Raw genomic sequence first — 23192 nt, forward strand, 5'->3', positions numbered from 1 at the left:
GGATCAGGCCGGCCGGCCCTCCAGGGTCGCTCCGAGACGCGCCGCCAGGCCCAGGTGAGCCGCCCGGGCCTGGCGGAACGCGTACCCGAACAGCGGTGCCGGTGCGGTGAGCGTGATCTCCACGTCGATGCGTACCGTGCCGTCGGGCTCGTCGCGCAGGCGGGTGTGGTTGCGTACCGTCGTGGCGGGCTGCTGCCGCGCCACGGTGACCACCTCGTCCTCGCCGGCGATCAACACGTCCGCCTGGTACGTGACCGGGAAGTGCAGCGGGCCGAGTTGCAGCCGGTCGGTGATCGCGTAGCTGGCCAGCGCGCCCGGCCGGGCCGGCAGCTTCCGGACCCGGACGATCAGCGGATGCAGCTCGCCCTGGCGACTCAGGTCACCCAGTAGCGCCACCGCCTCGGCCCGGGTGCACCGGGCCTGCACGGTGTAGCTGAAGCTGTCGCTGCTCTGCAAGCGGGCCCCCTCGCCGTCGTGCGTCGCGACGATCGTCCCGTACCGACGCCGGACTGGCAACGGGTAGAAGGTCCCCTGGCAGCAGGGGGTGTGAACGGCGCTCAGGCGCCGGGCAGCACCTCGGGGGTGTCGTCGGCGAACCACGGCTCGGGCGCGCCGAACAGGCCGAGCAGGCCGGTCACCCAGAGCTGCCGGTGCACGAACCGGCTCGGCTCGGTGACCACCAGCTTGACGCCGCTGACCTCGCAGGTCTGGAAGCCCGCGACCATGGCGCTGATGCCGACCGAGTCGATGAACGTGACGAGCCGCATGTTCAGCTCGATCCGCGAGGGGCGGCCCTTCGCGAGCACTTCGGCGATCGCTTCCCGCACCTCGTACGCGGTGTCGACGTCGATCTCCCCACGGGGCGCGATCTGGACGACACCACCCGGCCGCACCGACTTCACGATCGACAGGCTCACGCGAGCACCTCCACTCGCCCATGACGGGCGCCTCATCAGTACGCGGGCCGCGACCGAGCGTATTCCTCCGACGGCCCGGTCGCCACCCCCCGGGATGAGCAATTCGCGAACTGGGCACACCTGGGCGTACCCAATCCGGACCTCCGGGTTCCAGTTTCCCCTTCAAGGTGGGCCGCGGCCAACCCTGCGGCCGGGCGGGCCCGGCCGATCCGCCGACCAGGGTAGCGGGCGCACGCACGTCCCGTGGGCACCGGTCCCGGCGCGTTCGGGTGGTTCGTCCCGTTCGCTGCCCGGGCCGCCCGTGACCCGGGCATGGTTTGCCGGGCGTGCCGGTGGGGCACTGCCCGAGACAGTGAACCCGCCGGATGGACACCGGAGTCCGAAGTGGCCGCCGGCCTTCGGCACCCGAGGAGGTAGAACGATGTTCGGATCCAACCTGCTGGACCGCCGGGGCAAGGCCGAGCGGGTCGCCGACCAGGCGTGGCAGCACCTGCTCTCCGCCGTCGGTTCCGCCGGTGACAGCGTGCGCGACGCCACCCATACCGCCCGCCGCAGCTCCTCCGGCCTGGCCGACGACGCCACCGACCTGGTCGGCTCCGCCGCCGAGGAGGCACGCCGCCGGGCCGGTCTCGCGTTCGACGCGCTCGCCGGCCGCCGGCCCGCGCTGCCCTGGACGCTGCTGATCGCGGCGGCGCTCGCCGGCGCGGCGATCGGCTGGGCCGCCGGGACCGCGGCGCGCGCCGCCGGCAGCCGGGACCGCGCCGCGGACGAGATCGAGTTCGTGGACGTGGACCGGCCGAACTCCCCGGCCGGCCTGGACGGCTGACCCGCCGAGTACGACGCGACGACGGCCGCTCCCGGGGCTCCCGGGAGCGGCCGTCGTGCTGCCTCACCCGGACCGGGCGAGGGCGGCTCACCCGGGACACGCGCAGGATCGCGGGTGCGGGACCACGTGCCCGCGCCGCGATCGACGGGAGGGAGAGCCGGATGGCCACCGACACGGTCACGCGTACCGACCGGGACATCCAGACCGCCGTGCTCGACGAGCTGACCTGGGAGCCGCGGGTCGGCCCGGACGAGATCGGGGTGACCGTCACCGAGGGCGTGGTGACGCTCACCGGCCGGGTGGACAGCTACGCCAAGAAGTGGGCCGCCGAGCGGGCCGCGCACCGGGTCACCCGGGTCCGCGCGGTCGCCAACGACCTCGCCGTCCGGATCGACACCGCGGCCGGACGGGAGGACCCGGAGATCGCCGTCGCGGCCGTACGGGCGCTGGAGTGGGACGCGTTCGTGCCGATCGAGGCGTTGCAGGTGACGGTGGCCGACGGCTGGGTCACGCTGCACGGCGAGGTCGAGTGGGAGTACCAGCGGCGGGCCGCCGAACGGTCGGTCGCCCGGCTCACCGGCGTACGCGGGGTGAGCAACGGCATCGCCGTGCGCCCGGCGGTGCACGCCGACGGCCGCGACCTGGCCGAGCGGATCGTGGACGCGCTGGCCCGCAACCGCGCCACCGAGACCGAGGAGGTCGACGTGCGGGTGCACGGCGACACGGTGCTGCTGGACGGGCAGGTCCACTCGGCCGGCGAGCGCGAGGAGATCGAGCGGGTGGTGTGGAACGCCCCCGGCATCCGGGAGGTGCACAACCACCTCGTCGTGCGCTGACCGGAACCACCCCGCCCGGGTGAGCCCGCCTCACCCGGGTCGCGGCCATGGTGGGAGGCATGAGTGATCCGAACGGGCTGATCACACCCGGGCAGGCCGCGCCCGGGTTCACGCTGCCGGCGGCGCCGGACGGGCGCGAGGTGGGCCCCGGGCAGTTCCGGGGCCGTCCCGTGGTGCTCGCCTTCTACCCGGCGGACTGGTCACCGGTCTGCGGCGAGCAGATGACCCTGTACCAGGCCGCCCTGCCCGAACTGGAGCGGTACGACGCGGTGCTGCTGGGCATCTCGGTGGACAGCGTCGACTCGCACCGGGCCTTCGCCGAGAGCCGGGGCATCCGGTTCCCGCTGCTCGCCGACTTCGAGCCCAAGGGTGAGGTGTCGCGCCGGTACGGCGCGTACGCGCCGAACGGGCAGTCGGACCGGGCACTCGTGGTGGTCGGCCCGGACGGCCGGGTGGCCTGGAGCCACCTGTCCCCGCCCGAGGTGAACCCGGGCGTGGACGGGATCCTCGACGCGCTCGAGAGCCTGGACTCGGATCGGCGGGTGAGTGCCGGATGACCACGCCCCTTCAGGTCACCACCGCACGACTGCGGATCCCGGTGACCGAACGCGACCATGTCCGCGGGCCGGTGGACGCGCCGGTCACGATCGTCGAGTACGGCGACTTCCAGTGCCGGTTCTGCGGCGCCGCGTACCCGAACCTGACCGAGGTGCTGCGCCAGCGGGCCGACACGGTGCGGCTGGCGTACCGGCACTTCCCGATCACCAACGTCCACCCGTACGCGGAGAGCGCCGCGGAGACCGCCGAGGCCGCCGCCGCCCGGGGCCGGTTCTGGGAGATGTACGACTGGCTCTACCAGCACCAGGACCAGCTCGACCCGGTGCACCTGTCGCTGGGCGTCGAGCAGATCGGCCTGTCGCCGGAGGAGATCGCCGGGGAGGTCGGCCGGCAGGAGTACGCCGACCGGGTCCGGCAGGACTTCGTCGGCGGCATCCGCAGCGGCGTCAACGCCACCCCGACGTTGTTCGTCAACGACGTCCGCCACGACGGCGGCTACGACCTGGCCGAACTGCTGGCCGTGGTGGACGCCGCCACCGACGACGGCTGACGGTCAGATCAATCGCAGCTCGCGCGCCCGCCGGACGGCGTCCCGCCGGCGGGTCGCGTCGAGCTTGCGGTAGATGTTGCGCACGTGCGTCTTCACCGTGTTGACCGACAGTGACAGCTCGGCGGCGATCTCCACGTTGGACAGGATGCTCTGCAGGTAGCGCAGGATGGTCAGCTCCCGCTCGGTGAGCGGCTCGTCGAGCGTCCGGGCCGGACCGTCGGCCGACGCGGCCGCCGGTTGCGCGTCCACGCCCCGGACCAGCTCGCTCACCGTCGCCCAGTAGGCGGTGCCGGAGTCCAGCCGCGCGGCGAGCAGGTCCCGTACGCCGGGATCGGCCCGGGTGAAGACGCGCCGGAAGCCGTCCGGTTCGGCCAGTGCCAGCACCTCCTCCAGCAGCCGGCCGGCTCGCCGGGCGTCACCGGACGCGCCGGCGAGCGCCGCGTCGAGCAGCCCGGCGCCCAGCCGCACCGGCAGCGGCCAGTCCGCCGCGCCGGGCGCGGTCCAGTCGGGCAGCGCCCGCTCGGCGGCCCGGGCGTCCCCGGCGCGCAGCCGCAGCCGCGCGGCCGCCGTCGCCGGCGCCGGCCCGTCGCCCGCCGCGTCGAGCAGTGCCCGGGCGCCGTCGACGTCGCCGACGACGGCGCGTACCTGTGCCTCGTCGGCGGCGAGCCACTCGCCCAGCTCCGGGCCGGGCGCGGCGGTCCGCGCCTCGGCGAGCGTGCGCAGCGCGCCGCCCGGGTCGCCGCCGTCGGCCAGCAGCCCGGCCCGGCACAGCGCGGTGAGCGCGGCGCCGCCCGGCTCCGCGCCGGCCGGCCCGGCGAGCGCCAGGTGGGCCGTGGCCTCCGCCGGCCGGTCCCGCTGCCAGTCCACGAGCGCCAGCGCCAGGTACGCGTAGCCGCAGTCGGAGCGGGACGACCAGCCCTGGCAGGGCGGCATCGCCAGCGCCTCCCGGGCCAGTTCCTCGGCGGCCCGCAGCGCGCCCCGGGCCGCCTCCAGCACGGCCGAGCGGCTGACGCAGAGCAGCTCGGTACGCGGCCGCCCCGCCCGCCGTGCCGCCTCCCGGGCGGTGGCGAACCGGTCCCGCGCGGTGGGCAGCTCCCCCTCGGCCAGCGCGGCCAGCCCGTGCGCGGCGCCGGCCACCGCGCGCACGTCGTCCCGCTCGGCGGTCCCGGCGCGCGGATCGCCGGCCTCACCGGCAACGGCACCGTCGGCGTCCGGGCCGCTCGGGGACTCGTCCCCCGCGATGGTGGACAGCAGCCGGTCGGCGGCCCGGCGTACCTCCTCGTGGTCGCCGCCGAGCCGGGCGAGGCTCAGCTCCACGGCGGCGGCCAGCCGGCCGAACCGGTCGCGGCGCGGCGCGGGCAGGTCGGCGGCGTCGGCCAGCGCGCGCCGCAGCTGCACGTCGGCGGTGGCCCGGTCCCCGGCGTACGCCCGCTCGGCGGCCGCGGCCAGCGCCAGCTCCGGATCCCGGCGGACCGCCTCGGCCGGCGGCTCGGGTGGGGCCGGTACGGCGGCCGGTTCGTCCGGCGCCAGCTCGGGCCAGCGGGTGACGAGCAGCTCGGTGGCGTCGGCCCACTCACCGGCGAGAAGCGCGTGCCGCAGCGCCTCTGCCGGACGGTCGTGGCCGGCGTACCAGCCGGCGGCGCGCCGGTGCAGCTCGCGCACCTCGTCGGCGGGCAGCCGGTCCAGTTCGTCGCGCAGCACGTCGGCCAGCAGCGGGTGCGGCCGGTACCACTGCGGGTTGCCGCCGTCCTGGTGCAGGAAACCGCCCTCCCGGGCCGCCTCGGCGAGCAGGTGCCCGGCGTCGGGCCGCCCGGTAAGCGCGGCGGCCAGGTCGGCGTGGACCGCGACGGCCACCGCCACCCGGCGCAGGACGTCGCGGGTCGCCGGTTCCAGCGGGGCGAGCACCTCGTCCCGCAGGTACGCGGCGACGTCCGGCTGGTCACCGGCGAACCGGTCCACGGCGCGCGCCGGGTCGGCGCCGTCCCCGAGCGCGAGCGCGGCGAAGCGCAGCCCCGCCGGCCAGCCGGTGGTGCGCTCGGCCAGCCGGGCCACAGCCGGGGCGGGCACCGACACGCCGTGCGCGACGAGCAGGTCGGCCACCTCGTCGGCGGTGAACGCCAGGTCGTCGGCGCCGATCACGGTCAGCTCGCCGGCCAGCCGCCAGCGGTGCAGCGCCAGCGGTGGCTCGCTGCGCGCGCCGGCCACCAGCCGAAGCCGGCCGTCGGTGTGCCGGAGCAGGAACTCCAACCCGGTCAGGGCGGCCGGATCGGTGACCCGGTGCAGGTCGTCCAGGACCAGCAGCACGTGTCGTTCCCGTGCGGCGAGCGCGGCGGCGAGCGTTTCGAGCTGCTCGGGCCGGGGCGGTCCGTCCGGCACCGGTGGCGGCCCGTCGTCCGGGTCGTCGGCGGCGGTACGCAGGGCCGCCGCGAGGTAGCCCCAGAGCCGCCGGGTGGTCTCCCCCACGGCCACCGTCAGCCAGGCCGGCGCCGGCCCCTCCCGCTCCCCCTGCGCCCAGGTCGACAGCAGCGTCGTCTTGCCCCAGCCGGCCGGCGCGCAGACGAGCGTCAACGGGCCCGACGCGCCCTGTTCCAGCCGGTCAAGCAGCCGGGGACGCAGCAGGACCGGCTCGGGCGGCACGGGCGGCGTCAACCGGGACGCCAGCAACGGCGGGCCACCCGGCAGCGCACCACCGGCGACATCGGGTGAATCGAGGCCGGTGGTGAGCAGATCGGGCGTACCGGTGATGTCGCTTGTGCCGCTCCGTGCGGTGACGACCTGGTCTGCCTCCTCCGGCATGCGTCCCTCCCCCCGTCGGTGCGGGCAGCGGTTACCCGCACCGCGCCGGTTCACCCCTTCCGGGCGAACCCCGCTCACCCGGGCGCCGCGCACCCTGTAGGCACGCGGGGCGGCCGGCCGGAGCGCCGGCCGCCCGGAAAACGGCGGGAGGTCGGGTGGCGCGGAGCAGACGGCTGGCGGCCGGCGCGCTGGCGCTGGCGGGGGCACGGGTGCTGGCTCCGGCGGGCGCACGGGTGCTGGCCCGCCGCCGCGCGCGGCGGGCCGGTACGGATCCGCGGCCGGGCCGGTGGCAGGTGGTGACGGTGGCCGGGGCGCCCGAACAGGTGCTCCCGGCGGGGCGGTGGCCCGAGCCGCTGCGCCGCCTCGACGGCGCGGTCGAGGTGTGGGCCCGACCGGCCCCCGGCGGGCGCGGCACCGAACTGGCGATCCGCCCGCTGGGCGGGGAGTGCACGCTCCCGGGGTTCGCCGCGCACCTGGTCGGCGACGACCCGGGCCGGTTCCTGCGGCAGGTGCTGCGGCAGACCAAGCAGCTCCTGGAGACCGGCGAGGTGCTGCGGGCGGACCGTTCGCCGCTGGACCGGCCGGGGACGCCGACGTGAGGGCGCTGTGCTGGGCCGGGGCCGGCCTCGTGGAGGTGCGCCGCGTCCCGGACCCGGAGCTGCGCAACGCCCAGGACATGATCGTCCGGGTCCGGCGCAGCACCACGTGCGGCGCGGACCTGCCGCTGCTGGGCGGGCGGGTGCCCGAGGCGTCCGCCGGGGAGGTGCTCGGACGTGAGTTCCTCGGCGACGTGGTCGAGGTCGGCCCGGAGGTACGCCGGCACCGGGTCGCCGACCGGGTGGTGGTCGGCGCGGCGGTGGCCTGCGGGGCGTGCTGGTTCTGTCGGCAGGGGCTGCCGGCCTGCTGTGACAACGGCACGAGCGGCGTGACCGCCGAGCCGGAGTGGAGGCAGCCGTCCGCCGGGGGTTACGGCCGGCCGGCCCGCCTGGGCGGCTTCGCCGGTGGCCACGCCGAGTACGTGCGGGTGCCGTACGCCGACGTGGGCGCGTTCGCCGTACCGGAGTCGGTGAGCGACGAGCGGGCGGTGTTCGCCGCCGACGCCGCACCGGCCGGCTGGTACGGCGCCGAGCTGGGCGAGGTCACCCCCGGCGACGTGGTGGCGGTGTGGGGTGCGGGCGCGGTCGGCCAGCTCACCGCCGACGCGGCGGTGGCCCGGGGCGCGGACCGGGTGGTGGTCGTCGACGACCGGGACGACCGGCTGCGGATGGTCACCGGGCACGACGGCGTGGAGGCGCTCAACCACAGGTACGTGGACGTGCTCGCCGAGCTGCGCGAACGCAGCGGCGGCCGAGGGCCGGACGTGTGCGTCGACGCCTCCGGGGTGCCGGCCGCGCCGGTGCGGTGGCCGGCGGCCGAGCCGGACGGCGGGGCGGCGCTGCGCGAGGCGGTGCACGCCTGCCGCAAGGGCGGCGTGGTGGTGGTGCTCGACGCCCGGCCCGGATTCGTGGACCGGTTCCCGCTCGGCGCGCTCGCGGACAAGGGGCTCGCGGTCCGCGCCGCCCGGCGCCGGGGCAGTGCCGCGATCCCGGCGCTGCTGGAGCGGATGGCCCGCGACGAGCTGGTCACCGAGCATCTGGCCACCCACCGGATGCCGCTGGAGCGCGGCGCCGAGGGGTACGCGTTGTTCCGGGACAGGGCCGACGGCTGCGTCCGGGTGGTCTTCACACCGTGAAGGTGAGCGCCGTGGATGGCACACTCGGCGGATGCGCGCAGACCGTCCGTACGACCTCGTCCTGTTCGGCGCCACCGGCTTCACCGGCGGGCTGACCGCCGAGTACCTGGCCCGGCACGCGCCGGACCGGCTGCGCTGGGCCCTCGCCGGGCGCAACCCGGACAAGCTGGCCGCGGTGCGGGACCGGCTGGCCGCCATCGACCCCGCCCTGGCCGACCTGCCGCTGCTCACCGCCGACGTGACCGACCCGGCGTCGCTGCGCGCGGTGGCCGAGTGCGCCCAGGTGGTGGCCACGACCGTCGGCCCGTACGTGCACCACGGCGAGCCGCTGGTGGCCGCCTGTGCCGCGGCCGGCACCGACTACCTCGACATCACCGGTGAGCCGGAGTTCGTCGACCGGATGTACGTGCGGCACCACGCCGAGGCGGTGCGCACCGGGGCACGTCTGGTGCACGCCTGTGGCTTCGACTCGATCCCGCACGACCTGGGCGTCTGGTACACGGTCAAGCAACTGCCGGCCGACGGGCCGATCGCCGTGGACGGGTACGTCCGGGCCGGTGGCCGGTTCTCCGCCGGGACGTACCACTCGGCGCTCACCGCGTTCTCCCGTACCGGTGAGATGAGCCGCGCGGCGCGGGCCCGCCGGGCGATGGAGCCCGGCCCGGACGGACGCCGGGTCCGCGCGGTGCCGGGCAAGGTCGGCCGGGTACGCGAGTTCGGCCAGTGGGCGGTGCCGCTGCCCACCATCGACCCGCAGGTGGTCCGCCGGTCCGCGGCCGCCCGCCCGGAGTACGGCCCGGACTTCCGCTACCGGCACTTCGCGGCGATGAAGCGGCTGCCCACGGTGCTGGTCGCGGGCGTCGGGCTGGCCGGCGTGGTGGGGCTGGTGAAGGTGGCGCCGACGCGGCGCTGGCTGCTCGGGCGGCTCGCCTCCGGGCAGGGCCCGACCGCCGAGCAGCGGGCCAAGTCGTGGTTCCGGGTGCGGTTCGTGGGCACCGGCGGCGGCCGGCGGGTGGTGACCGAGGTGGCCGGCGGCGACCCGGGTTACGACGAGACGGCCAAGATGCTCGCCGAGTCGGCGCTCTGCCTGGCCTTCGACGACCTGCCGGAGACCGCCGGGCAGGTCACTCCTGTCGCCGCGATGGGCGACGCGCTGCTGGAGCGGCTGGTACGCGCCGGCATCACGTTCCGCACCCTGCCGGCGTGAGGTTGACCCTCGACCCGCTTGAGGTCACAGGATGACGGCCGTGGAGAGCGAGCTTCGCAGCATCGGCGAACTGGCCCGGGCCAGCGGGTTGACGGTCAGCGCACTGCGGTTCTACGACCGTTCCGGCGTGCTGGCCCCGGCCCGGGTGGACCCGGTCACCGGCTACCGCTGGTACACCGAGGAGCAGGTGGACCCGGCCCGCCTGGTGGCAGGGCTGCGCCGGGTGGGGATGCCGCTGGCCGGCATCGCCGAGGCGCTGCGGCACCGGCACCAGCCGGCCGAGGTGCACCGGCTGCTGGACGCGCACCTGCGCCGCCTGGAGGACGGCCTGGCCGACGCCCGTCGCGAACTCTCCCGGATCCGCAGCCTGATCGACCCGGAGGAGACCATCGTGACCACCCGCCTCGTGCTGTCCCGCACCGACCTCGCCGCCGCCGTGGACGCCGTACGCTTCGCCGTCGGCGCCGACCCCGACCTCCCGGTCCTGTCCGGCGTGCTGGTGGAGGTCGAGCCGGACGGGGTCCGGCTGGTCGCCACCGACCGGCACCGGCTGGCGGTGGCCCGCGTCACCGGCACCGTCGACGGCCCGCCGGTGAGCGCGCTGCTGCCGGTGGCACAGGTGGACGAACTCCGCGCGCTGCTGGACGCCGAAGGTGCGGAGACCGCCGAGGTGGTCGTCGCCGCCGACCGGGTGACGGTCACGGTGGCGGGCCGCCCGGTGACCGCCGAACCGCTGCCGTACGACTTCCCTGACTACCGGCGGCTGCTGCGGGCGCAGCTCGGCGACGTGCCCGCGTACCGGATCCCGTTCGACGGCGCGGCGCTGCGCGCGGCGCTCACCGCCGACGGCGTCCCGGTCTGCCACCGCGCGCACGAGGGCGTCGAGCACGAGGTGGTGGCGCTCGGCCTGGACGGCCGGGGCGAGCTGCGCCTGGTCGACCCGAACGCAGTGGTCGGCGCGGGCGGCGCGGCGGGCGCGGGCGGCGCGGCAGGCGCGGGTGGCCCGGATGCGCTTCGGGTGGCGGTGAACCGGGAGTACCTGCTGGACGCCCTGGGGTCCGGCGACGGACAGCTCGTGCTGGAGCTGGACGGCCCGATCGCCCCGCTGGCCGTGCGGCGGGCCGACGACGCGGACGCCTTCTCGGTCCTGATGCCGGTACGCCTCTGACGCTCCGGTCTCCGGCCCGCGCTCGCCGGTCCCGGCCCCGCACCGCGGCAGGAATCAGTGACCGTGCGTGACCACACCGCCGCCCCCCACCCTTCACCCCTCGCGCACTTTGCTCTGCAGCCATCCACGCAACGCTGACGCTCCGTCGAACGCCGCGTCGGTGGCTGCAGAGCAAAGTCGCCAGAGGGGCATCTCGGCCGGAGGGCGGATCCGTGAGATTGACCAGTTCAGCGGACTGGCGACCGGCAATGGGCTGGCACGGGCATCGGAGCACCATCACGGAATGTGAACACGCCCTGTCGACGGCTCAACCACCACGCACCGTCACCGGAAAGGGCCTCGCGGCGGCAGGCTGCGCGGGCCGGGCCGGGGTCGCGGGGGCGCGACGGTAGCATCTGGAGGTCCCACCTGACTGCCTGGACGGAGGCGTACGAGCAGCATGCTCGACATGGAGTTGATCCGGAAGGATCGCGAGGCGGTGGCGACCGCGCTGGCGAAGCGTCTGGATCCCGCCGAGGTCACCCGGGCGCTGGACGACATCCAGCGGCTCGACCAGGAGCGACGCGCCCTGATCACGGAGATCGACGCCGAGCGGCAGCGCCGCAAGGCCGAGGCGCGCGCGTACGCGGAGGCGAAACGGTCCGGCGGCACGCCGCAGCCGGTCGCCCCGGAGGCCGAGCGCAAGCAGCTCGCGGAGCTGGAGTCCCAGCTCGACGAGGTGCAGTCCCGGCTCCGCTCGGCGATGAGCGAGCTGCCGAACCTGCCCGCCGACGACGTGGTCGCCGGGGGTAAGGAGGCCAACCGGGTGGTGCGCACGTTCGGCGAGGCGCCGGCCATCGAGAAGGTACGCGACCACGTGGAGCTGAGCCGTGCGCTCGGCCTGGTGGACCACGAGCGGGGCGTGAAGCTCGGCGGCTCGGGCTTCTGGATGTACACCGGTCTGGGCGCCCGGCTGGAGTGGGCGCTGGTGAACTGGCTGATCGAGCAGAACATCCAGGCCGGCTACGAGTTCCTGCTCCCGCCGCACCTGCTGCTGGAGAGCGCCGGTTTCGCCGCCGGGCAGTTCCCGAAGTTCCACGACGACGTCTACCACATCGACAAGCAGTCGTCCTCGCGCGGCCAGTTCCTGCTGCCCACCGCGGAGACGGCGATCCTCGGCGCGTACCAGGACGAGATCCTGGAGACGCCGAAGCTGCCGTTGAAGGCGTTCGCGTACACGCCGTGCTATCGGCGCGAGGCGGCCGGTTCGCACTCCGACGAGCGCGGCACCGTACGCGGCCACCAGTTCAACAAGGTGGAGATCTTCCAGTTCACGCTGCCGGAGCAGGCGGGCGAGGCGCTGGAGGCGATGGTCGGGCACGTCGAGGGCCTGGTCGACAAGCTCGGTCTGCACTTCCAGACCAGCCTGCTCGCCGCCGGTGACGCCAGCGCCTCGATGAAGAAGACGCTCGACGTCGAGGTGTGGATGCCGAGCACCGGCAAGTACAAGGAGGTGTCGTCGGTCTCCTGGGCCGGTGACTACCAGGCCCGCCGGGCGGCCATCCGCTACCGCGAGCCGGGCGCGAAGCAGACCCGTTTCGTGCACACCCTCAACGGCTCGGCGCTCGCCACCAGCCGGCTGTTCCCGGCCATCCTGGAGCAGCACCAGCAGCCCGACGGCTCGGTGGTGGTCCCGGAGGTCCTCCGCGACAAGCTGGGCACCGACCGCCTCACCCCGCGCTGACCCGCTCCCCCGCCTCCGCTCCCGCCCTTTCCCCGCGATCTTGCACTTCCGGTCCGCCAGCAGTCCGGTTCGCCGGTTCTGCCGGGGCCCCAAGTGCAAGATCGCGGGGGCGAGAGCGGGGGCGGGGGTGGGTGAGGGTGGCGAGGAGGAGCGCGGCCAGGAGGGCCGCGAGGACGGCGGGGCCCAGAGTGTCGACGGCCTTCACCACGGTCTGCTGAATGTCGGCGGCGGTGCGGATGACCGGGTCGGTGAAGGCGTCGTAGCGGCCCTGGGCGAGACGTACCTCGTACCAGCCGTACCAGGCGACGTAGCCGCCCGCGACCAGCAGCACCACGCCGCTCAGGCGCGGCACCCACGCGCCGGCGCCGCGCAACCGGGCCACGACCCGGCCGCGCAGCAGCGCCACGGCGAGCGCGGCCACCCCGACCACGAGCGCCATCCCCAGCGCGTACGCGCCGAACAGCGCCAGCCCGCGCAACGGCGACCCGGCCCGCAGGCTGGTCACCACGATCGCCAGGAACGGCGCGATCGCGCAGGTCAGCGACGTGAGGGCGTACGCCGCGCCGAACAGCGCCATGGACGGCCAGGTGCGGGTGAGCCGGGGCGCGACGCGTAACGGGCGTGGCGCGGGCAGCCGCCGGCCGGCGAGCAGCCAGCACCCGGCCAGCGCCAGCAGCACGCCGAGCGTCACCGTCAGCCACGGCAGCCGCGGCCGCAGCCAGTCCGCCGCCGGTGCCAGGGCCAGCCCGAACGCGCCGAACACCAGCACGTACCCGAGGGTCAGCCCGGCCGTCGCGGTGAGCGCGCGGCGGACCGCGCCGCGCCCGCCGTCGGGGCCGGCGACGAGCAACGAGAGGTACGCGGGCAGCATCGCGAAGCCGCACGGGTTGACCGCGCCGAGCATGCCAGCGGTGAGCGCGAGCAGCAGCGCGCCGGTCATCCCCGGGCCAGCGTCTCGACCTGCCGGGTCAGTGCCTCGCCGTCCAGGAATCCCTGGTGTACGACCCGGCCGGTGCGGTCCAGGACGACGAACGTGCTCTGCTCGGCCACCTTGAACCGGCGCCACAGCGCGCCCGCCCGGTCGTCGATCTGTGTCGTGCCGCCCAGGTCGAACTCGGCGACGAACAACTTCATCGCCTTCTGCTCGCCGAGTCCGGCGACGCCGACGATGGGGACGGTGTCGCGGTAGGCCGGGGCGATCTCGGCCACCGTCCACGCCTGGCTGGCGCAGGTGGCGCACCAGGGCGCCCAGAACCACAGCACCACCGGCCGCCCGGCCAGGGCGGCGGCGTCGAACGCCGTACCGTCGAGGGTCTTGCCGGTGAACGACAGCGTGGCCGGCACCGAGGCGAGTGACGCGGAGGCCGGCGACGCGACGGCCGGGGACGCAGGAGCCGGGGACGCGGGGGTCGGGGACGCGGGGGCAACCGCGCCCGCCGGTGCGCCGCCCTCGGGGCCGGCCGCGCAGGCGGTCGCGGCGGCGAGCGTGGCGGCCAGCACGGCGGCGGCTGTCACACGAGCGGCGGTACGCATCGGCGGCTCCTGGTTCTACTCGGCCCGGACCAGGCGGAGCGCGAGTTCGGGACAGACCTTGACCGCCTTGAGCGCGCCCTCGCGCAGCCACGTCGGCACCGGGGTGGGTGGGAACGCCGGGTACCCGTTGCCGTCGAGCCGGATGAAGTCCGGCACCACGTGCGCGCACAGCCCGTGCCCGTCGCAGCGCGACCAGTCCAGGGTGAGCTTCTGCGGGTTGCCGTCGGGCGCGCCGGGCAGGCCCATCATGCCCTTCACCCGCTTGCCGCAGCCCTCGCCTGTGGCGTGCAGCCGCAGGTCGTCGGCGAACACCTCCATCGCGGACAGTGCGAACCGGGCGGTGCCGTCCGGGTGGCTGCACGCGCCGCGGCCCTTGACGTCGCCGGCCGCGGCGCGGACCAGCTCGACCGGCGCGCTGCCGGAGACCGCGAGGTCGACCGAGCGGGCCAGGTCGGGCAGGCCCATCTTGCACGGGCCGCACTGCCCCGCGGACTCGCCCGCCAGGTATCGCACCACCTGCGCGGCCTCGCCGAGCGGGCAGGTGTCGGCGCCGAGCGGCACGATGATGCCGGCGCCGAGCGTGCCGCCCACGGCGGTGAGCCCCTTGCGGGACACCTCGGCCCGCTCGGCGGCCGCCGCGGTGATCCACTTGCCGTGGTAGCCGCCCATCAGGATGCCCGGGCCGGGCGGCACCTCGCACAGGTCGAGGATCTCGCGCAGCGGGGTGCCGGCGGCGCACTCCACCACGGCGGGGCGCTTCGCCGACCCGGTGACGGTGAGCAGCACGGTGCCCGGCTCGTCGTCGGTGCCGAGCGCGGCGTACTCGTACGGGCCGATCCGGGCCGCGACGGCGAGCTGGGAGTACGTCTCGGCGTTGGACAGCAGCGTGGGCAGCCCGCCGACGCCGGAGTCGCTGGACCGCTTCTTCGTGCCGGGCGGGATGTGCGGCAGGCCGTTGATGCCGTTGACCAGCGCGCCGCCCTCACCGGAGATGAACCGGTGCGGCACGGTGACGATCGTGGTGGGCACCGGCATCCGCCGTTCCTGCAACGCCTCGGTCAGCGAGGGCCGGCCCACGTCGTCGTCGGCCACACCGATCACGATCTCCTCGGCGTCGAGCGCGAACGCAGCGAGCGCGGCGCCGTCCAGGATGAGGTGCGGGGCGCGGGTGAGCAGCACCTTGTCCTTCCAGCTCGCCGGCTCGCCCTCGGTGGCGTTGACGACCACCACGGCACCGAGGTCCTGCCGCTCGCAGGACTCCAGCACCGCGCGCAGCTTGCGGGCGAACGGGAAGCCCGCGCCGCCCTTGCCCTTGAGGTCGATGGCCTCGGCGAGCCGCAGCAGCGCCGCCGGTTCCATCGGACCGATCGGGCCGTGCACCTCCTCGTGGGCCAGCAGGTCGAGCCGGCCGAACTCGGCGAACCCGGCGGTCAGGCGTGGCTCACCGACACAGGCGACCGGCGGGACCGTCGTGCGCTTCACCGGGCCTCACCCCGCAGCCCGGCCCAGTACGCGCCGTCGACCGCGTCCGCGTCGGCCCGCTTGCGGCGGCTGGACCGGCTCTCCTTGCCCGCGCGCATCGCCCGGCGGGAGGCGAGGTCGACGAGCGTCGGGGTGTCGTCGACGAACGCCTCGTCGGCGGCGTAGCGGGCCGGCGGGCGCCAGTAGTCCGGCTCCTCCGGCACGTCCTCCTCGTCCCGGTAGCGGCGGCCGGATCCGCTGAGCGGTTCGGCCGTGACCGGGGTGCCGGAGATGGGGCCGGCCGAGATCGGCTCACCGGAGACCGGGCGGGTCTCCCAACGGCGCGGGCTGTCCCACGGCTCCTCCGGCTCGTCGGTCGCGCGCGGCGGCGCGGAGTAGCGGGCCACCTCGGCGGCGGTGGCGTACCGGCCGCTGTCCGGGGGTGCGGAGTGGCGGCCGCCGGTGTCCGGCGGCGCCGAGTGCCGGCCGCCGCTCTCCGGAGGCGCCGAGTACCGTGCGACCAGGTCCTCGTCGTCGCGGGACCGGCGGCTCACCCGCTCCTCGGTCCGGGAGCGGCGGGTCACGCGTTCCTCGTCGTCGCGGCGACGGCGGCGGGGCCGTTCGCCGTCGGTCCGGCGGGCCGGCGCCGTCTCCTCGTCCCGGGCGCGGACGACGGGCTCGCGCTCCTCGTCGCGCCGCCGGGCGGCGGCCGCGCGGACCGGCTCGCGCAGCGATCCGGGTTCCGGCACCACGGGTACGGCGAACCGCTCCGGATCGCGCCGCCGGGCGGTGCCGGCCGGTGCGGTCCAGGTGGCGGTCGCCTCGGCCCAGCGGCCCCGGCCGGCGCCCTTGTCCTCCTTGTCGGCGGCCTTCTTGCGGGTGAGCGCGGCGAACACGCCGGTACGCTCCTCGCCCTTGCCGGCCATCGCCTTGTTGAGCGCGACCGCCTGGTGCTGCTCGCGGCTGCGCTTGCCGAGGTGGACCGAGACGCGCACCAGCAGCGCCATCACCACGAGCACCACGCAGGCGAGGTAGCTCAGCACCACCCAGGCGGCGGCCGGACGGCCGGCGTTGAGGCCGTGCACCAGCGCGAACGGCCAGGACACGTACGCCATCGAGTGCAGCGCGCGCCAGAACCACTTCGGGCCGACCCCGGCGAACCGGACCCGGATGATGCCGGTCCAGAGCACGCCCACCATCAGCAGCGCGGCGACGGTGCCCAGTCCGACGTAGAGGCCGCTGCCGCTGAGGAACGGCACCACGGCGTCGGTCGGCCCGGCCCGGCCGATCGCGACCTTGGTGATGACGTGGAAGACCAGCCCGGCCACGCCGAGCACGCCGGTGGCCCGGTGCGCCGACTGGAGCAGCACGCGGTGCCGGATGAGCAGCACCAGGCGGTCGGTGGCGAGCAGGCCCAGCATCACTGTGATGCTGAGCGAGACCAGGGCGACCACCCCGGCGAAGAACTCGGTGAAGAAGAATCCGTACGAGTACATGACGCCGCCGGCACCGGCCAGCTCCACACCCGCCCACGCGAGGCCGAGCGCGGAGGCGGTCAGTGCCACCATCGCGGACTTCGACATCGTCCGGGCACCACGGCTGGTGCTGGTGGTCCGGACGGTCGTCGCCTTCTCGTTCTGCTGTGCCCGGGCCATCTGCTCCTCGATCGTCTCGCGGCGGCGCCCCCACCGGCCGACCCTGCTCCCCACTCAGGTACGGAGGGACGGCGCGGACGGATCACCTCCGGTGGCGAATTTCTCGGCCGGATTCTCGAACCGCCCAGCCCGGACGCGCGTGTAGCGCCTGACGCAACGACGGATGCCCATGCGTTGACAGGCTTTGCAACAGGCTCGTAACCTTGCCGCAAAATTTCAGGCTGGTTTGCAAGAAGCCGGCACTGAAACAGGCTCCACTCCCCCGCATCCCCCGCACCCCGCAGGAGTCCTGATGCATCGACGCCGATGCCGCGCCGCCGCGCTCGCCCTGGGCCTGGCCGCGAGCCTGCTCGTCCCCGTCACCGCGGCGGCACCCCCGGCCGCCGCCGCCACCCCGGGCGCCAAGAAGGTGATCGTCCAGCTCTTCGAGTGGAACTGGACCTCGGTGGCCGCCGAGTGCACCAGCACGTTGGGCCCGAAGGGCTACGGCTACGTGCAGGTGTCCCCGCCGCAGGAGCACGTCAACAGCAGCCCGTGGTGGGTGTCGTACCAGCCGGTCAGCTACCGGATCGAGTCCCGCAAGGGCACCCGCGCGCAGTTCCAGTCCATGGTGAACACGTGTCACGCCGCGGGCGTCAAGGTGATCGTCGACGCCGTGGTCAACCACATGTCCGGGCAGGACAACGGCGGCACCGGCTGGGCCGGTTCGTCGTACGGCCACTACAACTACCCGGGCGTCTACTCCGCGCAGGACTTCCACTACTGCGGCCGCAACGGCAACAACGACATCGCCAACTACAACGACCGGTACGAGGTGCAGAACTGCGAGCTGGTCAACCTCGCCGACCTCAAGACCGAGTCGGAGTACGTGCGCAGCAGGCTGGCCGCGTACCTCAACGACCTGCTCTCGCTCGGCGTCGACGGCTTCCGGCTGGACGGCAGCAAGCACATGCCGGCGGCCGACATCGCCGCGATCAAGGCCAAGCTGTCCCGCAGCGCGTACCTGGTGCAGGAGGTCATCTACGGCGCCGGTGAGCCGATCCAGCCGACCGAGTACACCGGCAACGGCGACGTGCACGAGTTCCGGTACGGCAAGGACCTGGCTCGGATGTTCAACAACGAGCGGCTGGCGTACCTGAAGAACTTCGGCGAGTCATGGGGCTACCTGTCGAGCGCGAAGGCGGTGGTCTTCACCGACAACCACGACACCCAGCGCGAGGGTGGCGTGCTGACCTACCGCAACCGGGGCACGTACGCGCTCGCCAACGCGTTCATGCTGGCCTGGCCGTACGGCACCCCGGCGGTGATGTCGAGCTTCACGTACAGCGGCCGGGACCAGGGCCCGCCCGCCGACGGCAGCAACCGGATCACCAACGTCACCTGCTACTCGGGCTGGGAGTGCGAGCACCGCTGGCCGGTCATCGCCAACATGGTCGGCTTCCGCAACGCCACCGAGGGCGCCGGGGTCTCCAACTGGTACGACAACGGCTACCAGCACATCGCGTTCAGCCGTACCGGCAAGGGTTACCTGACGATCAACGACGAGGACAGCGCGGTGAACGGGCGGTCGTACTACACCGGGCTGCCGGCGGGCCGCTACTGCGACGTCGTCCACGGCACGTTCAGCAACGGCTCGTGCAGCGGGCCGGTGATCACCGTGGACTCGTCCGGCTGGTTCGCCGCCAACGTCCCCGCGCACGACGCGATCGCCATCCACATCGGCGCGAAGCTGAGCTGAGCCACCCGGCGAAGCTGAGCTGAGCCACCCTCGCCGCGAAGCCCCCGTACCCGTAGTACCGGGTACGGGGGCTTCCGGTCGGTTACAGTCGGTTTCGTGCTGTTCGACCGGTTCGCCACGCGCCGGCCTCCCGGCTGGCTGATCGCCGCGCTCGCCGTACCGTTGCTGCTCGTCACCGCGCTGCTGGTCGGCCGCGCGCTCACCGCCACGCCCGCGCGCCAGGCGGCGCCGCCCGCCGCCGCGCCCCCGGCCACGACCGCCGCGCCGAGCCCGTCGGCGGTCGAGTCGGTGCCGCCGGCCGCGCCGCCGCCGGACGACCTGCCGGTGGTCACCTACGACCCGGCGCCGCGCGGCTTCCCGCCCGACCCGGACCCGGCCGACATCCGCCCGCTGAGCGAAGGGCTGCGCCCGAACCGGAACGTGGCCGCGTACGACGCACCGGGCGGCCGTCCGCTGGCGTTCCTCGCGCCGACCATCAGCGGCGTACGGCTGACGGTGCCGATCGTCGACCGGCGCTCCGGCTGGACGGCGGTGCTGCTGCCGTCGGCCAACCGCACCATCGCCTGGCTGCCGTCCGGCGGCTGGACCACTGTGGTGCTGCGCGACCAGATCGTGGTGGAGCGGCGCACCCACCGCCTCACCTGGAGCCGGGACGGGCGCGCGATGCGCACCTGGCCGGTCAGCCTCGGCATGTCCGGGCAGCTCACCCCGCTGGGCCGCACGTTCGTGCTGGGCCGCACCCCGCCCCCGCAGGCCGTCTACGGCGGCGTCGACATCTTCGCCCTCGGCGCGATCCCCGACGACCCGGACGCGGTGCCGACCGGCCTGCGCGGCGCCCACATCGGACTGCACAGCTGGTACAACGACGACACGCTCGGCAAGAACGTCACCAACGGCTGCATCCGGCTGACCCGCAGCGCCCAGCGCCTGCTCCTGACCGAGGTGGAGCCGGGCACCGCCTTCGTGGTGGTCGACCGCCTGCCCTGACCGGGCTCAGCCCAGCAGCCAGCCGTTGGCCTCGGCCACCCGCACCGCGTCGGCCCGGTTACGGGCGCCGGTCTTGCCGATCGCGGCGGAGAGATGATTGCGGACGGTCCCCTCGGACAGGTGCAACGTCGCCGCCAGCTCGGCCACCGTGCCGCCGCCGCGCGCCGTACGCAGCACCTCGGTCTCCCGTTCGGTGAGCGGGCTCGGCCCGGTGGCCAGCGTCTCGGCGGCGAGTGCCGGGTCGACCACCCGCAGCCCGGCGTGCACCCGGCGGACCGCGTCGGCGAGCTGCCGCGCCGGGGTGTCCTTCACCACGAACCCGTTCGCACCCGCCTCCATCGCCCGGCGCAGGTAGCCGGGGCGGCCGAACGTGGTCACCACCAGCACCCGGCAGGACGGCAGCGCGGCCCGCAGCGCGGCGGTCGCGGCGACCCCGTCCAGGCCCGGCATCTCCACGTCGAGCAGCGCCACGTCCGGGCCGGTGCGCAGCGCCTCCGGCACCACCTCGTCGCCTCGGCTCACCTCGGCCACCACCGTCAGGTCCGCCTCGAGCGACAGCAGCGCGGCCAGCGCGCCCCGGACCAGCGCCTGGTCGTCGGCGAGCAGCAGTCTGATCGGCTCGGTCACAGGTGCGCCCCTCCGTCCGGATCCGCCCCGGGCACCGTCACCCGGAGCAGGAAACCACGCCCGTCGTCCGGGCGCGCCACCGTCACCGTCGCGTCCAGCCGTCGGGCCCGCTCCCGCAGCCCGGCCAGGCCGTGCCCGGCCGTCGTGCCCCGCTGGTCGGCCGGACCCCGGCCGTCGTCGCGCACCTCCACCGCCGACGGCTCGACCCGGATGACGCACCGGCGGGCGCCGCTGTGCCGCACCACGTTGGTCACCCCCTCGCGGACCGTCCAGCCGAACAACTCGTCGCGGTCCGCCGGCAGCGGCGGCACCGACTCCGGCAGCTCCGCGACGACGCCCGCGGCGGCGAGCGCCGACCGCGCGCCGGCCAGTTCGGAGGCCAGATCCACCCCGCGGTACGCCCCGACGGTGCCCCGCACGTCAGCGAGCGCCTCCCGGGCCAGCCGTTCCACGTCGGCGATCTCGGTGGCGGCCCGGGCCGGGTCCAGCTCCATCAGCCGCCCGGCCAGTTCGGCCTTGACCGCCACCACTGTGAGCGAGTGCCCGAGGATGTCGTGCAGGTCCCGGGCGGCGCGGGCGCGTTCCTCGGCCACCGCCAGCCGGCGGATCTCCTGCTGCGCGGCCTGGAGTTCACCGTTGCGCTGGGCCAGCCGGCTCACCCCGAACATCGCGAACGAGGCGAGCAGCACCGCGAAGACGAGCGTGCTCTCGTGCTCCCAGCCGGACACCAGACGCGCGGTCACCGGTGGCGCCGCCGCGGCGAGCACCACCACGACCAGCGCTTCCACCGAGGGCAGCAGGAACACCGCGGCTGCCGCGACGAAGACCAGTGTGGTCAGCCAGTCGCCGCCGGTGCCGGGGATCCCGGCCAGCCCGAGCGCGAGCAGCACGACGATCAGCAGCCGGGCCCGGCCGGGCGGGACCGACAGGTTGCGCTGCCGCCGGGCGCGGGCCCACTCGAAGATCAGCACGTACGCCACGGCGAACGCGACGAGCGAGCCGATCCCGGTCAGCCGCCGCCACATCTGCGGCTGGTGCAGGGCGGTGGTGAACGGGATGTTGAGGAAGAACAGCCAGACCGCCGCCAGCAGCCAGCCGGTGATCCGCCAGTGGCGGTTCACCGGCAGGGCCGGGACGGGCGGCGACGTCACGCCGATCACGCTAGTGCCACCTCAGACGCGTGTGGTGTCCCGGCGGAACAGCCGGGCCGCGCCGAGCCCGAAGAACACGGTCCAGGCGGTCACGTTCGCCACCGCCGCCCAGTCCACCCCGGTGCCGGTCAGCGGCGCGCGGGCGAGCTGACCGACCCCGTACACCGGGGTGAACTTGGCGATCTGCTGCATCACGTCGGGCAGCAGCTCCAGCGGGACGAACAGGCCGCCCAGCATGGCCAGGATGGCCAGCGCCGGGCCCATGAACTGCATGACGTTCTCGGCCGGGGCGAGGTAGCCGACGAACAGCCCGAACGCGGCGAACACGAGCGCGCCGATCCAGGCGGTCAGCCCGGACTCCACCCAGACGTGCGCCGGCAGCCGCACCCCGGAGGCGGCGCCGACAGCGAACTCCACGAGGACGCCGAGCAGGCCGAGCACCATCGCGGTGGCCACCTTCGTCGCCACGTACGCGGCCGGGCGCAGCGGGGTCAGCCGCAGTTGCCGGCTCCAGCCCAGCGCCCGTTCGGTGGCGACAGCCGCGCCGGCGCTGGTGGTGGCGACCATCGCCGCGTACACGGCCAGGCTGATCATGATCCAACCGGTGACCGGCAGCCCGTTGTCCAGCTTCTCCCCGCGCGTGGGCAGCCCGAACAGCAGGAAGAACACGGCCGGCATGACCAGGATGAACAGCAGCGTACGGCGGTTGCGCAGCACCCGGCGTATCTCGATGGCGAGCACCGGCGCGCAGAACCCGCCGAGTGCGGGCGGCCGGCGGCCGGCCGTACGGGTGCCGGTGGTGGACGAGGTCGTGGCGGTCATGGTGAGGCTCCTCGGTTCAGGCCGTCAGGGTGAGGAACGCGTCCTCGAGGTTGCGTGAGGTGATCTCCAGATCCCGGGCGCCGGTGCGGGTCAGCAGGTGCCGGGCCACCACGTCGGAGTCCTCGCTGTGCACGAGCACCACGTCGCCGCGTACCTCGACCGACCGGACGCCCGGCAGCGCGGCGAGCGCGGCCTGGTCGGCGCCGGGCAGCGTCGCCCGCACGACCCGGCCGGCGGCCAGGTTCTTGATCTCGGCGGTGGTGCCGTCGGCGACCACGCGGCCCTGGCGGATCAGCACGATCCGGTCCGCGTACGCGTCGGCCTCGTCCAGGTAGTGGGTGGCGAACAGGACGGTCCGGCCGGATCGGGCGTCGGCCCGGATCGCCTGCCAGAAGTCGCGGCGGCCCTCGACGTCCATGCCGGTGGTCGGCTCGTCCAGCACCATCAGGTCCGGGTCGGGCAGCAACGCGAGCGCGAACCGCAGGCGCTGCTGCTGACCGCCCGAGCACTTGCCCACCGCACGGTCGGCGATCCCGGCGATGCCGGCGCGCTCCAGCACCTCAGCCACCGGCCGGGTGTGGCCGTAGAAGTGCGCGGTCATCCGTACCGTCTCGGCGACTGTGAGGTCCTTGAGCAGGCCGCCGGTCTGCATCACGGCGGCGACCCGGCCGTGCCGGACGGCGTCGGCCGGGTCGCCGCCGAACAGGCGGACCGTGCCGGCGTCCGGGCGGGCCAGCCCGAGCAGCATGTCGACGGTGGTGGTCTTGCCGGCGCCGTTGGGGCCGAGGAACGCCACCACCTCACCGGGGGCGATCCGCAGGTCGAGCCCGTCGACGGCGGTCACCGGGCCGAAGGTCTTGGTGAGTCCGGCCAGGTCCACGGCCGGTGCGGAATCGGTCATGCCC

At 74.9% G+C, this 23192-nt stretch carries 22 protein-coding genes; 11 read left to right on the forward strand and 11 right to left on the reverse strand.

The features are described 5' to 3' along the window. Positions 1-3: 3 nt before the first annotated feature. Both ACN27D_RS05345 and ACN27D_RS05350 read right to left on the reverse strand, forming a co-directional pair. Positions 4-516 (reverse strand): SRPBCC family protein, encoded by a 513-nt coding sequence (locus ACN27D_RS05345; RefSeq protein WP_235437368.1) that lies wholly within the window; start codon positions 514-516, stop codon positions 4-6. 41 nt (positions 517-557) lie between these two features. Next, entirely contained in the window at positions 558-917 is a 360-nt protein-coding gene (locus ACN27D_RS05350) for an STAS domain-containing protein (RefSeq protein ID WP_013287849.1), read from the reverse strand. Between the two features lie 421 nt (positions 918-1338). Between ACN27D_RS05350 and ACN27D_RS05355 the strand changes: the two genes are divergently transcribed. From ACN27D_RS05355 to ACN27D_RS05370, 4 genes are all read left to right on the forward strand, one after another. Next, entirely contained in the window at positions 1339-1743 is a 405-nt protein-coding gene (locus ACN27D_RS05355) for a hypothetical protein (RefSeq protein ID WP_421498645.1), read from the forward strand. Positions 1744-1904: 161 nt separating this feature from the next. After that, positions 1905-2579 (forward strand): BON domain-containing protein, encoded by a 675-nt coding sequence (locus tag ACN27D_RS05360; protein ID WP_421498646.1) that lies wholly within the window; start codon positions 1905-1907, stop codon positions 2577-2579. Positions 2580-2638: 59 nt separating this feature from the next. Then, entirely contained in the window at positions 2639-3136 is a 498-nt protein-coding gene (locus ACN27D_RS05365; RefSeq protein ID WP_252452467.1) for a redoxin domain-containing protein, read from the forward strand. After that, complete coding sequence (locus tag ACN27D_RS05370) at positions 3133-3687, forward strand: DsbA family protein (protein WP_421498647.1); 555 nt, start codon at positions 3133-3135, stop codon at positions 3685-3687. Before ACN27D_RS05365 ends, ACN27D_RS05370 begins: the two co-directional genes overlap by 4 nt. A 3-nt stretch (positions 3688-3690) precedes the next feature. Here the strand turns inward: ACN27D_RS05370 and ACN27D_RS05375 are convergent, their stop codons facing one another. Continuing rightward, the gene (locus tag ACN27D_RS05375) at positions 3691-6483 is read right to left on the reverse strand and encodes a LuxR C-terminal-related transcriptional regulator (protein WP_421498648.1); all 2793 of its coding nucleotides are present in this window, start codon (positions 6481-6483) and stop codon (positions 3691-3693) included. Between the two features lie 155 nt (positions 6484-6638). On the opposite strand from ACN27D_RS05375, the gene ACN27D_RS05380 reads away from it, so the two are divergent. The 5 genes from ACN27D_RS05380 (at position 6639) to serS (ending at position 12313) form a co-directional block, all read left to right on the forward strand. Next, the gene (locus ACN27D_RS05380; protein ID WP_421498649.1) at positions 6639-7082 is read left to right on the forward strand and encodes a hypothetical protein; all 444 of its coding nucleotides are present in this window, start codon (positions 6639-6641) and stop codon (positions 7080-7082) included. Continuing rightward, complete coding sequence (locus ACN27D_RS05385; protein ID WP_421498650.1) at positions 7079-8215, forward strand: alcohol dehydrogenase catalytic domain-containing protein; 1137 nt, start codon at positions 7079-7081, stop codon at positions 8213-8215. The genes ACN27D_RS05380 and ACN27D_RS05385 overlap by 4 nt, the downstream gene beginning before the upstream one ends. A 31-nt stretch (positions 8216-8246) precedes the next feature. Beyond that, positions 8247-9422, forward strand: coding sequence for a saccharopine dehydrogenase family protein (locus tag ACN27D_RS05390; protein WP_421498651.1), 1176 nt, complete (start codon positions 8247-8249; stop codon positions 9420-9422). A 31-nt stretch (positions 9423-9453) separates the two neighbouring features. After that, the gene (locus tag ACN27D_RS05395) at positions 9454-10590 is read left to right on the forward strand and encodes a MerR family transcriptional regulator (RefSeq protein ID WP_421498652.1); all 1137 of its coding nucleotides are present in this window, start codon (positions 9454-9456) and stop codon (positions 10588-10590) included. 439 nt (positions 10591-11029) lie between these two features. Continuing rightward, entirely contained in the window at positions 11030-12313 is a 1284-nt protein-coding gene (serS, locus tag ACN27D_RS05400; protein ID WP_252452479.1) for a serine--tRNA ligase, read from the forward strand. On the opposite strand, the gene ACN27D_RS05405 is transcribed toward serS, so the two are convergent. From ACN27D_RS05405 to ACN27D_RS05420, 4 genes are read right to left on the reverse strand one after another with little or no spacing between them, the layout of a single operon-like run. Continuing rightward, positions 12300-13253 (reverse strand): cytochrome c biogenesis CcdA family protein, encoded by a 954-nt coding sequence (locus ACN27D_RS05405; RefSeq protein WP_421498653.1) that lies wholly within the window; start codon positions 13251-13253, stop codon positions 12300-12302. The genes serS and ACN27D_RS05405 overlap by 14 nt on opposite strands. Continuing rightward, complete coding sequence (locus ACN27D_RS05410; RefSeq protein WP_421498654.1) at positions 13250-13846, reverse strand: TlpA family protein disulfide reductase; 597 nt, start codon at positions 13844-13846, stop codon at positions 13250-13252. The genes ACN27D_RS05405 and ACN27D_RS05410 overlap by 4 nt, the downstream gene beginning before the upstream one ends. 15 nt (positions 13847-13861) lie before the next feature. Beyond that, the gene (locus ACN27D_RS05415; protein ID WP_120568599.1) at positions 13862-15328 is read right to left on the reverse strand and encodes an NADH-quinone oxidoreductase subunit NuoF family protein; all 1467 of its coding nucleotides are present in this window, start codon (positions 15326-15328) and stop codon (positions 13862-13864) included. Next, positions 15325-17016 carry a ferric reductase-like transmembrane domain-containing protein gene (locus ACN27D_RS05420; RefSeq protein ID WP_358172401.1) on the reverse strand — a complete coding sequence of 564 codons (1692 nt, stop codon included), beginning with the start codon at positions 17014-17016 and terminating at the stop codon, positions 15325-15327. Before ACN27D_RS05420 ends, ACN27D_RS05415 begins: the two co-directional genes overlap by 4 nt. Before the next feature lie 238 nt (positions 17017-17254). Here ACN27D_RS05420 and ACN27D_RS05425 point away from each other — a divergent pair, with 238 nt between their 5' ends. Together ACN27D_RS05425 and ACN27D_RS05430 are read left to right on the forward strand one after the other, a co-directional pair. Next, positions 17255-18700: an alpha-amylase gene (locus ACN27D_RS05425; RefSeq protein ID WP_421498655.1), complete on the forward strand. Its 1446-nt coding sequence runs from the start codon at positions 17255-17257 to the stop codon at positions 18698-18700. Positions 18701-18796: 96 nt separating this feature from the next. Then, on the forward strand, positions 18797-19687 hold the full coding sequence (locus tag ACN27D_RS05430; protein ID WP_421498656.1) for a L,D-transpeptidase: 891 nt from the start codon (positions 18797-18799) through the stop codon (positions 19685-19687). Between the two features lie 6 nt (positions 19688-19693). Here the strand turns inward: ACN27D_RS05430 and ACN27D_RS05435 are convergent, their stop codons facing one another. From ACN27D_RS05435 to ACN27D_RS05450, 4 genes are read right to left on the reverse strand one after another with little or no spacing between them, the layout of a single operon-like run. After that, complete coding sequence (locus ACN27D_RS05435) at positions 19694-20314, reverse strand: response regulator (protein WP_121685557.1); 621 nt, start codon at positions 20312-20314, stop codon at positions 19694-19696. Next, positions 20311-21465, reverse strand: a complete 1155-nt coding sequence (locus tag ACN27D_RS05440) for a sensor histidine kinase (RefSeq protein WP_421498657.1) — start codon at positions 21463-21465, stop codon at positions 20311-20313. Before ACN27D_RS05440 ends, ACN27D_RS05435 begins: the two co-directional genes overlap by 4 nt. Before the next feature lie 21 nt (positions 21466-21486). Continuing rightward, the gene (locus ACN27D_RS05445; protein WP_421498658.1) at positions 21487-22287 is read right to left on the reverse strand and encodes an ABC transporter permease; all 801 of its coding nucleotides are present in this window, start codon (positions 22285-22287) and stop codon (positions 21487-21489) included. A gap of 16 nt (positions 22288-22303) precedes the next feature. Continuing rightward, a complete protein-coding gene (locus ACN27D_RS05450; RefSeq protein WP_421498659.1) occupies positions 22304-23188 on the reverse strand; it encodes an ABC transporter ATP-binding protein in 885 nt (294 codons plus the stop codon). Positions 23189-23192 lie beyond the last annotated feature (4 nt).

It is taken from the genome of Micromonospora sp. WMMD1274, assembly GCF_049179035.1.
Classification (GTDB): domain Bacteria; phylum Actinomycetota; class Actinomycetes; order Mycobacteriales; family Micromonosporaceae; genus Micromonospora; species Micromonospora tulbaghiae.